Annotated in this window: 25 protein-coding genes and 1 pseudogene; 12 read left to right on the top strand and 14 right to left on the bottom strand. The window is 49.8% G+C overall.

The window, feature by feature from the left end:
* Positions 1-108 precede the first annotated feature (108 nt).
* From ACO0LI_RS28420 to ACO0LI_RS28470, 11 genes are all read right to left on the bottom strand, one after another.
* On the bottom strand, positions 109-888 hold the full coding sequence (locus ACO0LI_RS28420) for a hypothetical protein (RefSeq protein WP_423037007.1): 780 nt from the start codon (positions 886-888) through the stop codon (positions 109-111).
* Positions 889-999: 111 nt separating this feature from the next.
* Positions 1,000-1,422 carry a hypothetical protein gene (locus tag ACO0LI_RS28425; protein WP_423037009.1) on the bottom strand — a complete coding sequence of 141 codons (423 nt, stop codon included), beginning with the start codon at positions 1,420-1,422 and terminating at the stop codon, positions 1,000-1,002.
* 16 nt (positions 1,423-1,438) lie between these two features.
* Positions 1,439-1,831 (bottom strand): hypothetical protein, encoded by a 393-nt coding sequence (locus ACO0LI_RS28430; RefSeq protein ID WP_423037011.1) that lies wholly within the window; start codon positions 1,829-1,831, stop codon positions 1,439-1,441.
* Positions 1,812-3,395: a hypothetical protein gene (locus tag ACO0LI_RS28435; protein ID WP_423037013.1), complete on the bottom strand. Its 1,584-nt coding sequence runs from the start codon at positions 3,393-3,395 to the stop codon at positions 1,812-1,814. The genes ACO0LI_RS28430 and ACO0LI_RS28435 overlap by 20 nt, the downstream gene beginning before the upstream one ends.
* 91 nt (positions 3,396-3,486) lie before the next feature.
* Positions 3,487-3,798, bottom strand: coding sequence for a hypothetical protein (locus tag ACO0LI_RS28440; RefSeq protein ID WP_423037015.1), 312 nt, complete (start codon positions 3,796-3,798; stop codon positions 3,487-3,489).
* Positions 3,799-4,077: 279 nt separating this feature from the next.
* Complete coding sequence (gene ssb / locus ACO0LI_RS28445; protein WP_423037017.1) at positions 4,078-4,515, bottom strand: single-stranded DNA-binding protein; 438 nt, start codon at positions 4,513-4,515, stop codon at positions 4,078-4,080.
* Positions 4,516-4,558: 43 nt separating this feature from the next.
* Positions 4,559-4,687, bottom strand: coding sequence for a hypothetical protein (locus ACO0LI_RS28450; protein WP_255431517.1), 129 nt, complete (start codon positions 4,685-4,687; stop codon positions 4,559-4,561).
* Positions 4,684-4,998: a hypothetical protein gene (locus ACO0LI_RS28455; RefSeq protein WP_162060350.1), complete on the bottom strand. Its 315-nt coding sequence runs from the start codon at positions 4,996-4,998 to the stop codon at positions 4,684-4,686. The genes ACO0LI_RS28450 and ACO0LI_RS28455 overlap by 4 nt, the downstream gene beginning before the upstream one ends.
* The gene (locus ACO0LI_RS28460) at positions 4,995-5,330 is read right to left on the bottom strand and encodes a hypothetical protein (protein ID WP_423037019.1); all 336 of its coding nucleotides are present in this window, start codon (positions 5,328-5,330) and stop codon (positions 4,995-4,997) included. Before ACO0LI_RS28460 ends, ACO0LI_RS28455 begins: the two co-directional genes overlap by 4 nt.
* 65 nt (positions 5,331-5,395) lie before the next feature.
* On the bottom strand, positions 5,396-5,620 hold the full coding sequence (locus ACO0LI_RS28465) for a hypothetical protein (protein WP_423037021.1): 225 nt from the start codon (positions 5,618-5,620) through the stop codon (positions 5,396-5,398).
* Between the two features lie 259 nt (positions 5,621-5,879).
* Positions 5,880-6,095: a hypothetical protein gene (locus ACO0LI_RS28470; RefSeq protein WP_422953677.1), complete on the bottom strand. Its 216-nt coding sequence runs from the start codon at positions 6,093-6,095 to the stop codon at positions 5,880-5,882.
* 267 nt (positions 6,096-6,362) lie between these two features.
* On the opposite strand from ACO0LI_RS28470, the gene ACO0LI_RS28475 reads away from it, so the two are divergent.
* Together ACO0LI_RS28475 and ACO0LI_RS28480 are read left to right on the top strand one after the other, a co-directional pair.
* Positions 6,363-6,641 carry a DUF1778 domain-containing protein gene (locus ACO0LI_RS28475; protein ID WP_423037023.1) on the top strand — a complete coding sequence of 93 codons (279 nt, stop codon included), beginning with the start codon at positions 6,363-6,365 and terminating at the stop codon, positions 6,639-6,641.
* A 15-nt stretch (positions 6,642-6,656) separates the two neighbouring features.
* Positions 6,657-7,157 (top strand): GNAT family N-acetyltransferase, encoded by a 501-nt coding sequence (locus ACO0LI_RS28480; protein WP_423037025.1) that lies wholly within the window; start codon positions 6,657-6,659, stop codon positions 7,155-7,157.
* Between the two features lie 369 nt (positions 7,158-7,526).
* On the opposite strand, the gene ACO0LI_RS28485 is transcribed toward ACO0LI_RS28480, so the two are convergent.
* Entirely contained in the window at positions 7,527-8,093 is a 567-nt protein-coding gene (locus tag ACO0LI_RS28485; RefSeq protein WP_423037027.1) for a GNAT family N-acetyltransferase, read from the bottom strand.
* A gap of 211 nt (positions 8,094-8,304) precedes the next feature.
* Positions 8,305-8,997 carry a S24 family peptidase gene (locus ACO0LI_RS28490; RefSeq protein WP_423037029.1) on the bottom strand — a complete coding sequence of 231 codons (693 nt, stop codon included), beginning with the start codon at positions 8,995-8,997 and terminating at the stop codon, positions 8,305-8,307.
* 1,282 nt (positions 8,998-10,279) lie between these two features.
* On the opposite strand from ACO0LI_RS28490, the gene ACO0LI_RS28495 reads away from it, so the two are divergent.
* The 10 genes from ACO0LI_RS28495 to ACO0LI_RS28540 all read left to right on the top strand — a co-directional run bounded on the left by ACO0LI_RS28495 (position 10,280) and on the right by ACO0LI_RS28540 (position 18,550).
* On the top strand, positions 10,280-11,134 hold the full coding sequence (locus tag ACO0LI_RS28495) for a hypothetical protein (protein ID WP_423037031.1): 855 nt from the start codon (positions 10,280-10,282) through the stop codon (positions 11,132-11,134).
* Positions 11,121-11,909, top strand: a complete 789-nt coding sequence (locus ACO0LI_RS28500; RefSeq protein ID WP_422953671.1) for an ATP-binding protein — start codon at positions 11,121-11,123, stop codon at positions 11,907-11,909. Before ACO0LI_RS28495 ends, ACO0LI_RS28500 begins: the two co-directional genes overlap by 14 nt.
* A 461-nt stretch (positions 11,910-12,370) precedes the next feature.
* Entirely contained in the window at positions 12,371-12,796 is a 426-nt protein-coding gene (locus ACO0LI_RS28505) for a hypothetical protein (RefSeq protein ID WP_422953670.1), read from the top strand.
* Between the two features lie 578 nt (positions 12,797-13,374).
* Positions 13,375-14,877 carry a hypothetical protein gene (locus ACO0LI_RS28510; RefSeq protein ID WP_423037033.1) on the top strand — a complete coding sequence of 501 codons (1,503 nt, stop codon included), beginning with the start codon at positions 13,375-13,377 and terminating at the stop codon, positions 14,875-14,877.
* 210 nt (positions 14,878-15,087) lie between these two features.
* Complete coding sequence (locus ACO0LI_RS28515; protein ID WP_423037035.1) at positions 15,088-15,519, top strand: hypothetical protein; 432 nt, start codon at positions 15,088-15,090, stop codon at positions 15,517-15,519.
* Positions 15,520-15,546: 27 nt separating this feature from the next.
* Positions 15,547-15,978, top strand: a complete 432-nt coding sequence (locus ACO0LI_RS28520; RefSeq protein ID WP_422953667.1) for a hypothetical protein — start codon at positions 15,547-15,549, stop codon at positions 15,976-15,978.
* 26 nt (positions 15,979-16,004) lie between these two features.
* Positions 16,005-16,148, top strand: coding sequence for a hypothetical protein (locus ACO0LI_RS28525; protein ID WP_423037037.1), 144 nt, complete (start codon positions 16,005-16,007; stop codon positions 16,146-16,148).
* Positions 16,149-16,698: 550 nt separating this feature from the next.
* Entirely contained in the window at positions 16,699-17,646 is a 948-nt protein-coding gene (locus ACO0LI_RS28530) for a hypothetical protein (RefSeq protein WP_423037039.1), read from the top strand.
* 76 nt (positions 17,647-17,722) lie between these two features.
* Positions 17,723-18,127, top strand: a complete 405-nt coding sequence (locus tag ACO0LI_RS28535; protein WP_423037041.1) for a hypothetical protein — start codon at positions 17,723-17,725, stop codon at positions 18,125-18,127.
* Positions 18,128-18,253: 126 nt separating this feature from the next.
* A complete protein-coding gene (locus tag ACO0LI_RS28540; protein WP_423037043.1) occupies positions 18,254-18,550 on the top strand; it encodes a hypothetical protein in 297 nt (98 codons plus the stop codon).
* A gap of 55 nt (positions 18,551-18,605) precedes the next feature.
* Here ACO0LI_RS28540 and ACO0LI_RS28545 read toward each other — a convergent pair.
* Positions 18,606-19,028, bottom strand: a pseudogene (locus ACO0LI_RS28545) (DUF6624 domain-containing protein); the annotation flags it as partial.
* Positions 19,029-19,086: the final 58 nt, after the last annotated feature.

Consider the following 19,086-nt stretch of genomic DNA (forward strand, 5'->3'; position numbering starts at 1 on the left):
ATATGCGTATCAACCCGCCATTTTCTAGCGGGTGGAGTGGACAGGGTATGTTTTTGCAACTTACTCTGCGTAGGCTGTTACTAAACCTCAAGGGCACTAAGCAACATCTCACTTACCCCGGCCAGCAATATATACCAGCGTTTTAAGGTCGTCTTCACTGGCAATGGTTCTTTCAAAAATACTGTCACTGCCAATGACACAGCTGGTATTTCTATTGTAGTAAAGCATGAGGTTGATTTCACCTTGTGCAGGGCATTCTGGCGCAGAGTCATATCTCTTTCCCAGCAGGGTAGATGTACCTGCATGTCCCCAGGACCATAGCGCGCCGAATGCATGCGTCAATAGTGGATGGCCAACTTCATGCGCCGCTGTCATGGCATACGAGCGCTCAGGGTCTGGTCCGTCATTCTCATCGTAATATAAAGTGCCGGTAAAAAACGGGTATGGATTGCGCGAGCGCCTGCTCAGGTTGCCAAGCAGGCGGCTGCCCGGGTTTGCCAGGGTCAGGGGCATGCCTTGCGCGGATCTTTCCGGCCTTACCCTGACATCCCATGCTTCACCCTTGAGCGTGATGGTTCTGCTCCAGTATTTTGCTATACCCTCATCGGCCAGCCTCGCATAGTATTCAAACTGCGCGTCGCCGGGCTTTTTGGCGAGCCCCAACAGACAGGTCACCAGTGATGGTTTGCCATAGTTCATGCATAAGCGAATGTGGATGATTTTATGCTCGTCATCCATGTTCGCAGTGGCATAAGTCAACGGGCGCTTACTGCCATTGTGTATCTGCTCATCGTTCACTGCGCCGATAGGCTGTGGCCTGGCTCGATATGGGTCAGGCAGGATAGCGCCAGGATAGTTGTTCTTGCCAGTGCGGGAATTATTTGCCATATCTTTGATTATCTACACTGGAATATCTGCAGTCGGTCGTCAAATCAGTGTCAGCATTCTTGTATATGGAAGTCCCGATGGGGGGAAGTTCGCTCAACAAATATGGCCTGTTCAGGGATGTTTGCCTGCTGGCTTTTTTTCATCGCTACATACGCGCTGATAGCCTTCATCATTGATTGCCATTCTATAATAGATCATACTTCGACCATTATTTTCCTGTACAGGAGGCGTGCCAATCCTGCTCAGGGGCACTTTTTTTCCACAAATCTCGATGGTAGTACCATATAACCAGCGGTAAAAATTGGGAACTTGTTTCCCGTTTGTGATGTACCCATTCTGATAGGTATCTCCCGGGATTATTTTTTTGCATTCTGTCGGATTATGGTCGCATATCTCGACTACCTGGGCAGTGGAGTTGACTACAGTGAAGAGAAGGTCGAATTTTTGCTCCAAAGCTTGCGCTTCCGGCGTGGTGAGCAGCAGATTACTTGCGGCGGCCAGCAAGATGAAAGAGTGCCTTAACGTCGTTTTCACTGGCGATGTTCCTTATTCAAAGGGGCTTTCCTGTAGTCTGCCTGGTATCCCGGCATAATTGCTGAGTGCTTTCTTCAGTGATGCTCATTCTGTAAAAGACAATGTCGCTGTCGTTTTTTTTCGGCACGGGTGTCGTGACCACCCTGCTTAGCGGCACAATTTTTCCACAGATTTTGATGGTCGTGCCATATAGCCAATAATAAAAATAGTGAATTTGCTTTCCGTTTGTGATTTGTCCATTTTCATAGGTATCTCCCGCAGCGACAGTTTTGCAATCTGATGAATGAGTGTCGCAAAAATCAATGGTGTGTTTTGTTGAATTGAGTACCCTGAATTCGAGATCGAACTTTTGCTCCCACGCTTGTGCTTCCGGCGCGATGAATAGCAGCTTACTTGCGGCGGCCAGCAATATGTATAAGTGTCTTAACGTCGTTTTCACTGGCGATACTCCTATTTATATATTGGCCTAGTTTTACTTGTGGATGATCATTGTGGTACTGCATGAGATTGATTTCTCCCGTTGCCGGATACATGGGCGCTTTTTCGTAGATGTCACCATAGAAAGTTGATGTGCCTTCATGACCCCATGAATAATCTTTGCTGAGTGCATCTGTTAATACAGCATGCCCAAATTCATGTCCCGCAGTTCTCTTGAGTATGGCATCAGCATCTTTACCATAATTTGTGTCGTAATACAATTTTCCTGATCCGGTCGGATACGGATTGCTTGAGCGCTTGCTCAAATCACCATAGATCGTCTTGCTTCCAGGATTGGCCAGGGTGAAAGGCATGCCATCTTTTGATCTTTCAGGCCTGACATTGACTGTCCAGTCTTCTCCATTGAGATTGACTTTCCTGCTCCAGTAGTTTGCTATGCCTTCATCGGCCAGTTTCGCATATTTTTCAAATTCCTGGTCATTGACCTGTTTGTTCAAACCAATAAAGCGACTGAATAAGGATGGTTTTTGATAATCCGTGAGGACCTTGACGTTGATGATTTTATTTTTTTCGTCAATCTCTGCGTTGGAATAGCTGACGGGTCTGTCTCTTCCCTTGAGTATTTGATGTCCATTGTATGGCGTGATCGGATGTGCATTTCCACCAAATGGCAAAGTCCATGAGCCATCTGAATTCTGTACTTCCGGTATAGACGGATCATTACCCGGAATTTGTTCCATAGGATTGCGGAATCGGGCATCCTGTCCTTTGGCGCTAAATCCATTACCCTCTTTTCTCGCAAGAGTATCGGTAAACTTACTTAACAGACCTGTTTTCTTTGCCTGATTTTTCTCACCAGTTGATTGCCCCGAATAAGCACTGGTCTGATAGCCTTGAGTCGCTGGCGACTCAGCAGCGTCGTCAATGCCGCGGTCCGGCGAATCTTCCCATTCCTCGTCGTCTTCTCTGTCAGAGTAGGTATCGCCTTCATTGTCAACTTGCGGGGATTGTTCAGTATCGTCACCTGCATCATCGCCAGCCGCCATGGTACGCAATAGCAAACCCCTGACCGGTGTGGCCGCTTGCATGCCACCCACACTGCCCTCTAGCGCGGCCAGCTTTTGCTCATAATCCGGGTTTGGTCTTCTGGAAAATTGGAGCCCGGCAAATGGATCTACGTCTGCGCTAATAGTACCTGGTAATAATTGTATATATTTGTCTTTTTCTTCAGGACTGGCCCAGTTATTCGATTGCTCATCGTCTTCTTGTGTCTCGATGAGGTAGGGCAGGCCGTCCGGGCCGGTGATGCGTTTCATTGGCATGATGTTCCTGTGGTGATTTTTATTGCCAGGTGTTTTTGCTGCATCTTCAATGTAGGTTTGGGCATGCGGTAGGGTGCGCCGTGCGCACCGCATTTTTTCAGAAATGATGACAAAGATAGCGCTGAAAAATGCTGCGCATGGCACACCCTGCTTGCTGATGCAGCCCGTAGGGGGGCGTTGCAACGCACCACATGCAAGCGTCGATGATGACAATGCGCATAGACCTGGGGAGCACAGAAATTACATGCGGCGTACAGCAGTGAGCCCTGCATTCCCGCCTTGAGCAAAGCGCACGAGGTGATCGTCAGGCTTCACCATACAAGGCGATCATCAGCGGATCGGTGCGGCGGATTTTGTCGGCAGCAGGTCTGATCTGGCGGGTATAGATGGTGGGCGCGGGCTTGCCGCTGTGCCAGCCAAACTGCAGCTTGCTGCGGCCACGGGGCGTGGGCGTGGCACGTTGTACGACATGGCCTGAGAAGCACAGGTCACTAATGAGCTTGCGCGCATAATTTTCCGAAGTGCGCAGCTCGCGCATGATGTCTTCGATGAACAGGAATTTGTCACTCAGGATTTGCGCCACCTGGGCATAGCGTACGGCGATGTCGTTTCTCATATTGTGTCCTTTCGGCGGTTGTTTGGTTTGTTACTTCTTTCCCTTGCAAGGAAAATTGCTGCGGTTTCGCAAAGCATGCTTTGCACTATCCATTTCCAGGCCGCCTGCTGGCAGCGCGGTGAAATGGCAGGGACGGCGATGGTTTCCATTTGATTGACTGATCATCACATTGCATAGGAAACCCATCTTCACCCTGAGCATCTCCTTGAAGGAGTCGGAGTTGCTACTTTGTTGATTACTATCTTGTTGTCTTGTTTTGCGTGCGGTGTTGACTATCACTCAAAACGGTAAATCATCATCCATGTTGTCCCAGGTCTCAGGTGCGCGGGCGGGCTGGCGGGGTTTTTGCGGTGTGCCATCCGTGCCATCTGCCTGGGTTGCGAATCTGCTGCTGAGCATCTGCATGGTGTCGCCGCGCACTTCGGTGATGGATTTTTCCTGGCCATCCTTGTCTGTGTATTTGCGGGTGCGCAGGCTGCCTTCTACATACACGGATGCACCTTTTTTGAGATGCATGGCCACCACTTCTGCCAGGCGGCCAAAGAAGCTGATGCGGTGCCATTCAGTGCGTTCCTTGCGTTCACCAGTTGTTCTGTCTTTCCAGTTGTCGGTGGTGGCAATGGTGATGTTGCTGACGGCTTCGCCACTGGGGGCGTAGCGGGTTTCAGGGTCGCGGCCCAGGTTGCCAACGAGGATCACTTTATTGACGGATGCCATTCGTGTTATCGCCTTGTGTGAAAATTTTTAAAAATTTCAAAAATCAATGTTGCAACGCTGTCTTGCATGCCGCCAGGCGGCTGTAACCGAGGTCGCGTATCATGCGATATACGGCGCACTTGATGCGCACACGCATGTGCAGGTGGTTGATGAGGGCATGTGTATCGTTCATGTTGTGGCTTTCTCTAAAGACAGGCAAAGTTCGCGCAGGGCTTGTGCTTCATGGGCAGCAAACCAGTGATCATCTTGTGGCAGCCTCGCTGCCAGGGCCTGCGCCTTGTCCAGCAGCTCAGGTGCCTTGGCCCACAGGCGGGCATTGGCAATGGCTTCGTCAGACGGTTGCAGGGCATCCGGGTTGCAGATTTTGCCGCTGGCATCGTAATGCGCCTCGGCCTGCCAGCCGTAAGCGATCGCCATGCACTGGCTGCTGCGTGTATCGAACAGGGCATTGCCCACGGCATGTAACTGGCGGCTATGCTTCATTGCACCCTCGCACCAAAGCCGGTCATGCGTTCTGCTTCTTGCGCCAGCTGGCTCAGCTCGCTACGCCCAGTGCCTTGCTCTGGTATTTTTTTGGCGAGCTGTGTATTCATTGATGCATTCGCAGATGCAGCCACTGGGGTAGCTGCTGAGGTAGCCACTGAGGCATGTAGTCTCGCCGCAGCCCGGCTGGCGGGAGCTGCCTGTTTTTCAGGCTGCTCAAGCTGTTCAGCGCCCGGTATTTTGTCTTCTTCATTATTGATGATGCTGAGCACAGTGCAGATGACGATATACGCCAGGGCAGTGACCAGCCAGTCTGTCAGGGATGTTTTCATACTAGTCCTCACAAAATTTTGGGCGAGCGCGTACGCACAAAAAAACGCACTCGTTCTCGTGTTAATCAATGTAATTTTTGGGTGATACTGTAAGAGAGATGCTTGAGGGTGATACCTGGTGATGCCGGGTGATACTTTGTTGTTGATGCCGTACTGCTGATACTGTGTTGCTCATGCTGTGCTGCTTTAGCTGGCCATTGCGGCTGGCTGTTGATGCCGGAAAAAAACAGGTGACAATGTGATGCGCTGGCCTTGCCCGCCGCGGGTGAACGCGGCAGCAGAAGGTGCAAGGCCAGCGCAGACAAGGTGCCGGACGCTACTCCGGCAAGTGTGAAATGGGCCGCGAACCGATTTCACCAGCGTATTCTTTTTGCGTGCTATGCACTCAGATGCAGAGCGCTTCGGTGTTATAGTCAATATCGACATTCAGTGTTGAACTTAGTGTTCAACTCAGTGCCGCACTCGGTGTTGAAACTCAGTGCTGAAACTCTGTATTCAGATTTCAAAACCCAGATTTCATCGTCCAGCTTTCAAACACAGTACAGCGATTTATTGCTGCCAGTCCTGCATGACCTTCGCCATCATCCTGCCAAAGTTTTCATACCGCCCCTGGTCCAGCATGCTGGCCATTTTGTTGCATTGTTCCATGCTGCATTCAGCAAAGGCGTCGATCAGGTTTTGCCCGTTGATCAGCACCGCAGTGGATGCAGTGGCCGGTTGGGCGTAATAGGTTTTGGGTAATCCAAAATAAGTTTGCGTGCTCATGTGTCGCTTTCTTTGTTTGTCTGACCATGAGTAGAACTATACGCTTTTGTATTAATCAAGTCAATACGAAAATGCATTAAAAAGTATGATTTCGTATGGAATTGTTGGTTATATGTAAACGTGGAAAGTGCTGGAATTGGTATAAGGCGGTTTGATTCATGTCACTTAAAGGTATTTTTATTGAATCTGACGGCAGTTAGCCGTACAATTCTTATGCAGGGAAGTATGTAGAAAATGATGCAAGAAACTATGCAAGGAAAATGACTGATGACCACAACCAAAGCCAGAATAGAAGCCAGGATATTGCCTGACAGCTATGCGCTGATCAAGCGCGCGGCTGAGTTGCAGGGTCGCACCGTGACTGATTTTGTCACCAGCGTCAGTTTGAAGTTTGCCCAGGAGGTCATTAACGAGGCAGAAGTGATGCGTCTGTCTGTCGCCGATCAGGCGAGTTTTGCCGATGCCCTGATCAATCCCCCTCCTGCCAACGCAGCCTTGAAAAAAGCCTTCGCCAGGAAAAAGCAAATCATCAACGACCAGCACTGATGGGGCTCTGCAAACATGGATGAGCCATTCCTGAACATCGTTCAGCTTGACCAGACGCATGATCGCAAGCAGTTCAATTGCCAGTCTGAAGCACTTAACCGCTATTTCAAACAGCAGCTCATGCAGGACGTTAAACGAAGAGTGACGGCCTGCTTTGTAGCGACAGATGGCGAGGGGAAGATTGCTGGATATTACACACTGGCATCATCAAGCGTGGTGCTGACATCCTTGCCTGCCGGGGTGCAAAAGAAATTGCCACGCTATCCCAGCGTGCCCGTGGTTCGTCTGGGGCGCCTGGCAGTCGATAGCAGTTTTGCGGGCAAGGGCTTGGGCGGAGTTTTGCTGGCAGATGCACTGGAACGCTCAGCTACCGCACAAATTGCCGCCTATGCTCTGGTCGTGGATGCCAAAGATGATACTGCAGCAGGTTTTTATGAGCATTTTGGCTTCATTCCCTTGCCGGATACGCCCTTGTCCCTGTTCTTGCCGCTTGAAAGCGTGCGTGCTTTGATCTAAGTGATGGCTACAGCAATTTGCAGGAGTAGAGTGTGCCATGCGCATCAAATGGCAGGCTGCGCTTCTCAAGCGATATCACCATCCGTATCAGAAGCAATATCACAAGCAATATCGCAATCCATATTGCCAAGCTATGGTGCGCACGGCGTATCCTGCTTGCCTGGTATTGCTTATCGCCGGTCAATTAAATTGCCGCGTGCGCCCCTGCCATACAGCGCATTGCAACGCGCCCTGCAATCCGGAAATCACATTCCGTAGGAGCGGCTTCAGCCGCGAACAGCGGTACCGTGGCGGCCATTCGCGGCTAAAGCCACCCCTGCACGTAAGCATGCATCATTTCAGGTTTGTCCTGGCCGCCAATGGCAAAGATCAGCCTGGCCGGTTTGCCGCCTGCCATTCGTCGCGCAAGAGCCCAAACATCCAGGTGTCCTTGATCTCGCCCTTCATCTTCCAGCGCTGGCGTAGCAAGCCTTCCTGGGTAAAGCCCAGTTTGCGCAAGAGCTGGGCAGAGGCGGGGTTGCGGGGATCGACTTCTGCCTCGATGCGGTTGATGCCCATCTCGCCAAAGGCGTGCGTCAGCAGGGCGCGCAGGGCTTCGGCCATGTAACCGCCACCCCAGTGCGATTGCGCCAGCGCATAGCCCAGCTCACAGCGTTCACTCTCGGTATCAAAGCGAAACAGCAGGCAAGAACCAATGACCTGGTTGCTTTCTTTATCGACCATCACGCATTGCACGGCTGATGCCTGCGCTGCCATTTCCTTGACGCGCGCATACCAGCTATGGGCAGCAAGGGTGTCTTCCCAGGTGATATACGGTAAAAAGCGGGTGACGGTGTCGTCAGAAAATACCTTGAACAAGTCAGGCAGGTCGTCTTCTTGAATGGTGCGCACGATCAGGCGCGGGGTGTGGAGGGCTTGCGAGAGTACAGTTTGCATGAAGCTTGATCATCCATCGTGGTGGAATTACAGAGAGCAGGGGGCAGGGCGCCGGTTGCATCACCCTGCATACAAGTAGCTATCATAGCAAATTGGCATGGGCGAGTGTACAGATATGCCGCCGCCATGTCAGGGTCTGTGCACCGTCACAAACCCATCACGCAACCATCCTGCAACTACCCAGCAACCATCCTGCAACCAACACGACGGATCAGCCGCCCTGCCTGTAAACAAAGCGCCCTATGATCTTCAGCAAGCCCACATTTTCAGGCGTGATGCGCTCATCGGGATAAGTGCGTTTGTCGGGGTTGCGGCTTTCCAGCACCCAGGTGCCATCGATTTCGCGGCGTAATTGCTTGATGCGCAGGCCATCAGGATGCTGGATGGCAAAGATCTTGCCGCTTTGTGGCTCAGTCTTGGTTTGGTCGATGATGACCATGTCGCCATCAACGATAAAGTCAGCCATCGAGCTGCCATCGGCATAGATGGCCGCCAGGTTCTCAGGCTTGACGCCATATTTCTTGAAAAAGCCCAGCTCTTTAATCAGTTGACCCTTGGGTTCGGCATCTTCATTATGTGCGCCGCCACCGCAAGAGCCCTTGGCTGCATAGTAATTAATAGTGGCGATGCTGACCTGTTCATCATTGGCAGCGACAGGTTGGCTGCTCTCATGCCCGCGCAAATCCTTGCTGCGCAAGTCAGACAGGGTGACATTAAAGAACTTGGCAATCGGCGCCAGCGAAGAGGTGCGCGGGTCCTTGGTGATGCCCTCGACGATACGGAATATCGTCGCCTGCGGCACCCTGACTTCATCAGGGAACATTTTTTCCAGGGCAGTTGCCAACGAAGTCGGGTTCATGCCCGACTTATCCATGAGATATTTGATATTAGTTTTAGCGTCCATGGCTGCATTATGCGTTATTGCATTAAAAATGCCAAGAATTAGTGAAAAAAACTTGGATGGCAATACGAAAGTGTATATAATTGAACTTGTGGGGAGACGCTCGCTTACTTTAATCAGGTATGCATCTGGCAATGAAACGAAGCTATCAACCCATCTATCCTTCAACCTTAAACATACTAGCCGTTCGCCTGCCTTGATCTGTTACCGCGCGAATACTGTTTAACCATCTACTTACTCCACCAGGATTCCCTGGTCACCATCAGCCGCCTGTGGTTTTGGCAATCCGGCTGATGATTTTGTCGTCTTTCTGGCGACTTGGGCCCCGCATGCATGGGGCATATAAATTGACGATGAAGACCTCTTGATACAGATGTACAGAGAAAAGCGAAACATTGGGAAAACGAGAATGTTGGCAAGTGCGTAGGTTGGGCTACGGGGTATCAGCCCAACACTTGGCCTTTGTTAAACGAGTGCGTTATTTCAAAGCCCAGTGCGTAGGCTGGGCCGGGCCTCGCTAGGCTACGTTTCATCAGCCCAACACCGGGCTTTTGATAAACGATTACGTTATTTCAAAGCCGAGTGTTGGGCTGATACCCCGTAGCCCAACCTACGAGGACTAGCGAGGCCCGACCCAACCTACGCACTACGCAATGGCTCCTACCCCTTCGAGGGGGAGGGAATAATGTCCATGCCTGTGAAATAGCGCTTACAAACGAGATTGTTTCGCTCCTCTGCATCTCTGTGTTGAGAAGTCTTCCGGTTTTAAAAAAACACAAACCAGACTGCCCACGCAGCCATACGACAACAACATGACAATACAAAATGACATCCTGCGTCAGGTGTCCGCACGCGCATGCCTGATGGGGCAAGCCTGTGGGGAAAATCAAGTAACACCACAAACAAGGGCCTGCCCATGCTGAGCCAGTCGCCCGCAACCACAGACTGGCAGCATCTGGACAACCGGGTGATTTCACCCACTCACACCATTACCGCCCGTCGTCTGTGCAAAGGCCCGCGCTGCCGTCACGGGCGTGGGCAGATGCGATCAATACGGCAGTTTTGCAATGCGCAGAATCAGCCTGTGTATACGTATTGCAAATTGTGCCGTGGTGGGTAGTTGGCTTGCGAATGGCTGGCCGTCCTGCGCGGTTCGTTCCAAACCCTTGCGACACCACAGAAAAATCCAGGAAACGGAAAAAGATTTTCAGCTTGCCTTGAGATGTGATGCTGCTGCAGTGGCTTGCGAATAAATGATCAAAAAATGAAAAAAGGAAAATGAAATATGGCACGTTCAAGAAATATCAAACCAGGTTTTTTTACCAATGACGCGCTGGCTGAATTGCCAGCACTGGGTCGCTTGCTGTTTGCAGGTCTCTGGACCATTGTTGACAGAGAAGGGCGCGTGGAAGACCGCATCAAAAAAATCAAGGCCAAGGTTTTGCCTTATGATGATTGCGATATTGATGCATTGCTTGAGTCATTGCATGAACGTGGCTTCATCCAGCGTTATATCGTAGATGGAAATCGCTACGTTCAAATCTGTAAATGGGATGTGCATCAGAATCCGCATTTCAAAGAAATGGAAAGCATCATTCCATCCCCGGTTGAACCCCAGACAAGTATAGGGTCGGGCACTGACAAGGTCGAAAATATAACCAGAACTAGCCCGGCTGATTCCCTTAACCTGATTCCTGATTCCCTTAACCTGATTCCTGATTCCCTCACCCCTGACATGGCTGCGCCTTGTCACGAGAGCGACGACAAAAAAATACGATCTGCCAAAGCAAAAAAACTGACCAAGGCTGACGAAGATACTGCGCAATTCGAAGCAGCCTGGAAAGGCTATCCACGCCGACCCGGTGCCAGCAAAAAAGAAGCCTGGCAAGCCTGGCTGGCAAGACGGCGTCAAGGCGTCGATGCGACTCTCATGCTCGAAGGTGTCAAACGCTATGCGGCTTACATTGCCGCTTCCGGGGAATCACCCAAGTTCATCAAGCATGCGGCGACCTTCTTTGGCCCTAACGAACATTACAAAGCGGACTGGAGTGCGCCCGCCAGACTGGCATCAAAATCTCATGGAAAAGACCTTGCCAACACCAACTACGCACAGGGAATAGCCCAGGATGGTTCATTCTGACAGCAGCAGTTTTGTCCGCGTCGGCGGCATGCAGCTTAGCAGCCAGCAGCAACACTGCACGCAGCATGGCAGTTACACCGCCTACTCGCACAAGTCCGGCATCTGGTCTGCCTGCCAGCAATGCCAGGAAGCCAGCGATGCGCAACAACGCCAGGTCAGCATGCAGCAGCAACGGCAAGAACAGCAAGCCGCACTCTGGCAAAAACGCCTGGGCCGTGCCGCCATACCGGCACGCTTTGCAGAACGCAACCTGCAAAATTATCGCCCCACTTGCGCTGCAGCAGAGCAGGCATTGCGCACTTGCCAGGCCTATGCGCAAGAGTTTGATGCTGTTCTCAAGTCTGGCCGCAGTCTGATTTTTTGCGGCAGTGTAGGCACTGGCAAAACCCATCTGGCGGTGGGCATTGCCAGGCACATCATGGATGCAGGCAAACAAGCCGTGATGAGTTCCGTTTTAAAAGCAGTACGCCGCATCAAAGAAAGCTACCGCCGCGACAGCCCTCACACCGAGGCGGAACTGATACAGGAATTTGTAGAACCAGACTTGCTGATACTCGACGAAGTCGGCGTCCAGTTCGGCAGCGAGACAGAAAAAATGCTGCTGTTCGACATCATCAACGGCCGCTACGAAGTCATGAAACCCAGCATCCTCATCAGCAATCTGGGGCTGGCAGAACTCGAACACTACATCGGCACCCGCGCCATGGACAGGCTACGTGAAGGTGGTGGCAAGGCCGTGGTGTTTGATTGGGAATCTTATCGGCGGGTGGTTTAGTTTTGATCAAAACCTCTCAACACAGAGGAAGGAAAGACTGCTTGCAAGCAGTCTTCGTTACGCAGGCGAGGAGCATGCTCCCCTACGCGGGCCGCACGAAACCCCTGCTGCACCACAGAGTATTCACAGAGGAGCACAGAGAAAAGCGAGAAAGACAGTTAAACGGAAGTGTTGGCATTCTCGTAGGTTGGGCTACGGTGTATCAGCCCAACACTCAGCCTTTGATAGACGATTACGTTGTTTTTAAGCCGAGTGTTGGGCTGGTAAGGCGTAGCCTAGCGAGGCCCGGCCCAACCTACAAGCCCGGCCCAACCTACGCGCCCAACTAGAATATGCTTCCAGCCTTTCTCTGTGTCCCTCTATGAATACTCTGCGCCTCTGTGTTAGGAGGTCTTAAAGTTTTAAAGTTTAAAAAATACGCAAGCAACACCTCTACAGCCCATGCACAACAAGGAGCAAGCATGAACGCACGTCAGAATTTTGCACACACAGTCACCAACAACAATGACCCACAAAAGCAGCAAAAAGACCTGCTGACCTATTGGCTCGACCAATGGGCCATGTGGATGAACAACAACCACGCAGAAATCGCCCGCGACACTGGCATCGGTGGCGGCATCATCGGCAAGAATGCCCTCAGCAATTATTCTGTTGCTGCCGATGATTGCCACGCCGTCTGGGATATAGAAAGGGATAAAAAAGTCAAAGAGATCGATGCCCTCATCAACGACCTGCGCCTCGAACAACCCTGGACTTACTGGGCCATCTGCAAACACCTGGGTCTCATGAACTTCTGGAAATACCCCAAGCTCGACCCGCAAGAAGCTTTTATCAACGCACTCGATGAATTGCTTTACCTGGTCGAAGAACGCAAGCTGGTTTTGTAACCGCAGCACAATAAACTGCACGCCACGCACACCCTGCACATTACCGTGCTGTGTAGGGTGCGCCATGCGCACCGCTTTTCACGCATTATTCTGCAATTTCCCACATCAAAACCCGGTGCGCACGGCGCACCCTACAGCTTAACAAGCATCGCCGCACGCGGCGCGCCTTACAAGTCAGCAAACATCGCCATATTAAGCTCGTGATGCAGGAGACGATTTTTCTGCAGGAGCGGCTTTAGCCGCGAATGACTGCATAAAGTCGCTCTCAAGAGGAAGCAATCGCCGCGGTGCAGAGAGCATTGCCACGCACAAGATGGCGTTTTACCTGTGCTGTAGCAACAACTAAGCAACAACCAAGCAACATGCCTATACCTCTATTCAAAAACACCTAAGGAACATACATGCCAAACAGAAGCCGCATACGCGGCCGTGACGGCCTGTACTACCGCATCCTCGATTTTGACGAGCTTGACGGCGACGATAATTTCAATGCGCAAGACCTTGGCAGTAACATGGCAGATGATTTGCAACTCTCAGACCTTGACCCCAGCATCCGTCTCTTACCATCTGGCACCACCATGGGAAGAGGCGGCAATGATGAAGACAGCTACAGGGCTCAAACATTCGATGGAATGGGTGGCATGAGCACAAGCGTCGGGCCAGCTAATGATGAAAACAGGGATCCTATATCAGCTACTCCACTAGTCCGTCGCTTTGAAAATGATGCTTACTATACCTCTGCTCCGGATGCATATGGAAATGCGATTACTGCGGCAGAAAAAAACAGGCGGAGCACGCGCTCCGCATCTTCAGATTCATCGGGATCTGGCTGGGCCGCCCCACAAACCAGCAGTGGCAGGCTGGCTGATTATGCAGCACAAACATACGGCCGCGCAGCAGGCTGTTCGACCATTGACGAATGCAAACTTCTCAGCGACCAGCTTCGCACGCATGCAGACACCTATGGCAGTGCATATGCCGCCCTTAAAGACAGCGATCAAAAAGCAGCGGCGGAGGAGTATTTGCGCATGGCAACGATTGCCACGCGTGCGGCAGGCTTGACAGAGTCCAGGGGGACCTATTTAGCGCGCCCGCCAAAGAGTGTCGTGCCCAGTGTAATCGATCCAGATACTTACCAAGGATCAAGCTATGGAGGTCCCAGGGGCTATCCTGTGCTGGACGATTTTAGGCAATACAGAGATGGAGTCACTGGTGCAGGAGTTGCTTATATTTCGCCCGCTGCAATCAGTCCATGGAGTAGCCCCTTGATACAGGATGATCCGGGAACGAAAGATTATCTTGCCGATCTGGATTACCGAACCTGGCGTTTTCTGGCCACTGGTGGGGCACAACTCGCATCGGATGGCATATTAAGTGCCGCCTTCAATACAGTGCCGGGAGCTGCAGCTTATGCAACAAGAGCACGAACAGCTATTCCTGATCACATAGTTCCAGGCCGCACGGGTGTTGCAGACACAAAATACCATGCTTTGCCAGAAATCACTCCACAATCGCTTAGCAGATCAGAAGCGGTTCGCGATATCATGTTACCCGAGAGCGAGCTTCACTCTGAGGGCTTATTCAAAGTCCGGCACCCTTACGCACTGGATTCCTTGCCACCTGACTGGACGAACAGGCTCAATGACTTCAGGATGTTCCCCAGCCAAAATAATGCAGAGGGTATGGCACAACAGGCTGTGAAAGAAGCGCAAAATAAAGCAAAAAGAGGAATGGCAGCTGCCTTCATTGACCGGGAAGGTAAAGTGACTCTTGGATATAGCAAGTATACTCGTAAAGACTTGCAATTATCTTCAATAGAAAATTCTCTCGTACAAGACCTGATCAACAAAAACAATTTAAATCCAGATACCGCAGGATATCGTGGCGTTTGCGCAGAACCTCAGGTTTTTTCACAGATTTTGAATAATAATGAAAAACCGTGGGGTTTCATGGGGGCAGCACAGATACATGATCCGACCGGCAATATCAGGGCAGCCTGCCGGAATTGTGGTTCGGTCAATCGCTATTTTGGGGTTGGTTATCGTGACGAGAGTTTGGGAGTCGTACCTCCGCAAAAATAGAAGAGCTTTGCGTCAATTTACACTGTGACGTGGCAGCAATCCTCATCATTATTGTTTGTCACAATAAAATTTTCAATTTTAAGATATAGTCGAAATATCATTGAAAATTTTCATGCATTGAAAACTGGCAACTGTATCTGCACCTGTATTAAATGGACGCAAAAGATAAATCAAAAGACTATTTACACATTCACTCATCAGAAAAATAATATGTCCGATCAACGTAAATACCCGCCTTCCCGCTGGGAACCCGAGCTACATGAACATCTTTTATTTGGAGAATGTAAACGCTGGCAACAAGGTGACTGGAGTGCCGATACGATTGTGAATGGTCTTGATTACCCCATCACAATAAAAGCAATGGGAACCGAACCAGTCAAAGCTCAAATCGACAGATTTGCAGAACTGATAGCACGGCTGCCAGAAATCATTGTTGCTTCTAATTTGCCAGACGCACCAACAGATGAGTGGAGAACCAAGCATCCCGATTACCGCCTCCTCAACGCGCACATATCTTCCTTGATTTTGTACGAGAACGGCAGTTTTTTTGTCAGGCTTGATGCTTATCCTGAAGACGACTGGGCTCCGGGGTTTGATATCTCATCCGATTTCAAAGTCACCCTGGCTGAATGGGCTGTCTGATCTGGAAAAAATATTTCGGAGAAATAAATGAACGAAAAAAAACAAGTGCCACAAGCCAAAGAACCGGAATGGATCAGCCATCCTCTTGTTGGACAATACAAATACCGCGTTGAACAGAACAGTTGGATTGCAAAAGCACCTGTACGCGGGATTGATTACTCCGTCTCATTAAATGCAAAGGGAACCGAGCCCATCCAGGCGCAAATGGACACATTTGCAGAGTTGATTGTACGGCTGCCCGGAATCATTAGCTCATCCAATTTGCCTGATGCACCCACGGATGAATGGAGGACAAAACACCCCGAATATCGCTTGCTTAATGCAAAAATTAGCTATTTGTCGATCCGTAAAGACGGCAATTTTCTTATTTATCTTGATGCTTTTCCTGAAGATGACTGGTCTCCAAGCATCGAGACATCGTCAGACTTCATCGTGATTGAAGCTGAGTGGATAGTCTGACCAGAGAAAATATTCTGGAAAAGAAAATGAATGAACAAAATGAAGTGCAGCAAGTTAAAGTACCTGAATGGATAGATCATCCGCTTGTTGGTCAATATATATACCGAGTCAGAGCAAATGACCAGGTGGCTGACACACCGTGCGCGGCATTGACTACCCAATCAATATAAGCGTGGCCAGCATAGGGCGCATTGCAATGCGCCGTATGTGATCACTGCATTCTCTGGGAAAACACCTTTTCCGTAAACAATACGCAAATGCGGCGCAATACATTGCGCCCTACATCACGGCAATGTGCAACAAATAGGATATGCCAAAAACTGCGTCATGCGGTCAGTAGCGCACGCCGTGATCACCATATTTTACCAATATTTTTGCAGACATTCACATCAAAAAAACCGGTGCGCCTGACGCACGCCGGTTAACAAACATCGCTGTATCAAGCTCTTGCCGTACATGAGAAGATCAAAATAATGGGAGCAAAGAGCCTGTCTGCGACGTAGGAAAAAAGTGTAGTGTGATCGTAAGCATGGCTATCGTCGACCTCATGATAAAAAACATGTTGCACGTATTTGCGCTACATTGATTGCAACGGAAAAATGAATGCAGTCAGAAAGGGATATTGATGAAATATCAAAAAAAGTCAGGTCTTCTTCTTGACAGCATCATTGATGCGGAAGGGGCGAATATATGATGGGGGAATGGGTCTTGAACTCGTTTATGTGGGATTTTTTTTCTATGTTTCTGGGCGGCGGCTTACCTAGCATCAGGGTTTGGTGTTGTCTATGCCTACAAAAGGCGCAGAACCAATCTTCGCAAGGCGCTCATTGTTGGGGTTTTGTCGCTTTGCGTCTTTGTGCCTACAAGTATTTCCCTGGATTTCAAATTCGCAGTGGGGACATGCTGCGCCTTGCGATATACCGCTTGTCATCGCTACATTTCCATCAAGATGACATGTTCCATCTGCTGAGCATGCAAAACTGCCAGCCGCCTCCTAAGACGCTCAGCTATAATGTGCAAAAAACTACTCAGGCACACTTTATGCGCATCACCAGCATCCTCATCTCATTCATTATCCTTATCAGCGGCCCGGCATGGTCCGCGGAGTTCAGCAAAAAAGAAAAAGAAGCATTGTTTGGCCCCAATGGCGAACTGATGAGCGTTTGTCAGCATGAGATGCAGACATTGGAAAAAACGCTTCTTGCGCCAGGCAAGTTTTCATCCCAGATGGTGGAATTATTGAAATGGACCTCCGGCATTGTCAATCCGTCTGAATATTGCACTTGCGTTGTTGCGCGCGCCAGCGCCAAGCTGACCCCGGATACAATCAAAAATATGTCGGAAGAAGATGGCAGGACTTTGGGAAAACTGATGGGGCAGGAATGCGTGCTGGCAAAAATGCAGACACAGAAATCCGGTTTTTGTCATGCCGTCATGAGTGACGTCATCTCGATCAGCCCGCCAGGTGCATGGGATGAATCAAAAATGCCAGAAGTCTGTAGCTGCATGCAAGACCGCTTTAATCAATTGACCCCGGAAAAATTTGAAAAATTCTTCAAATATACCCCTGTCGATTACAACGCCTACATCAACTCCGGGCTATCACCAGACACCGATACCCTTAATGGCAGCATGATACAGTGCGGGTTTTTGAAAATGAAAAGATAAGCTAGTGGATGCTATTTTCGTCAACGCTGTTTTGAAAGGCAATAAAATGAAATTTTTGTGGGCACTGTTTTTGTTCATGGCATCGGGCTGGGCTTGCGCTGGTGATCTCGATAAAATCACAGGTAAATATAATTATGAGCAATACCGGCTCACGATGGCCAACGGTAAGACTTTGTCGATGAGTGATATCGGTGCAAAAAGCATGAGCATAGAAGTAAAAAAAGATTCGACCATCTCAATGAAAATGTTCATGATCGATGGAAAAATCATTGCATCGGATGCGCTCATCAAAGAAATCAAGATCGACGGAAATAAAGGATACTGGATCGCACAGTGGCCTGAAATGAACTATCCGGTCAAAAAGCTTTTTTCAATCAATGGCAGCCAGATTGAATATGACATCAAATTTGAAAATGCACAGGATTTGTTACGCTACGGCATGCATGAACATGCTGTTCTCAGAAAAACCAATGCTTCCTGATCAGGTTTAAAACTGTACCGGGAATATGTTCATTTATGTCTATTTAAGTCCATTTAAGTCCATTTAAGTCCATCTATGGTTGCTCTTGATGCACCCATACTTAACCTGGAATGAAAGACACTTGCCATGGATATACTGAACAATAACAACGGTAATTCAAAAAAATCATTTACCCAATTCGTACTACTTGTGGTTTCGATGGCCTGCCTGGGTTGGTCTTTGTATTATTTTTTTGAGTTTTCCCCATCAAGTGACCGGCCTTTTCGCCTGACTGCTTTTATACTGTTATGGCTCAAGGAAATCATAGTGCTGGTCCTGGGTTTGCTCGTGCTTGTTTTCTGGCTTGTGGATCGTGCTGTCAAATTCATCAGGCTATCAAAAGATGGACACACAAGTCTTGCTAAACGCAGCCATGAAAATTAAACACCTCTGGCAGTGACAAGGCCATCCTCTTCAATTTGAATGCAACCGGCTACGGTCAGCGTCTGCCGCACATTTTTGCTTCGTAGGTCTTGAGGTCTGGTGTCAAGCCTACGTCCTGCCGATAGATATCGACTTTCCCGGCATCTTCTAGTTGATAGACGCCACAGCCATCGCTATTGTTGACGATCTGGGTGCCATATTTTTGCGGCTTCCCATGCAGCATGTTGATGCGGTCATACATCAGCGCGTAGTTGTTGCCCGTGCTCTTGCCGGCACGGTAATCGGCCTCAACATGTATCAGCGCAAATTCCATGAGTGGCCAGTCAGTGACTGCATGCTGGGCAATGAAAAAAGCCCCCTCGCTTGCCTTTGCCCCTACTTTGTCCACCGAGGGCCAGCCTATGGCCTTGATGATTTCCTTGAACCTGGCCAGGTTGTTTTTATCCGTCTCTATCAGATTGTCGATGCTCCTGGGGTCATCCCTGTCAAAATTCTTCCTGGCGTCCTGGTCTTTTTGAACATTGCAATAAGTTCTT

The sequence above is a fragment of the Undibacterium sp. Tian12W genome (assembly GCF_049339405.1).
Lineage (GTDB): Bacteria > Pseudomonadota > Gammaproteobacteria > Burkholderiales > Burkholderiaceae_D > Undibacterium.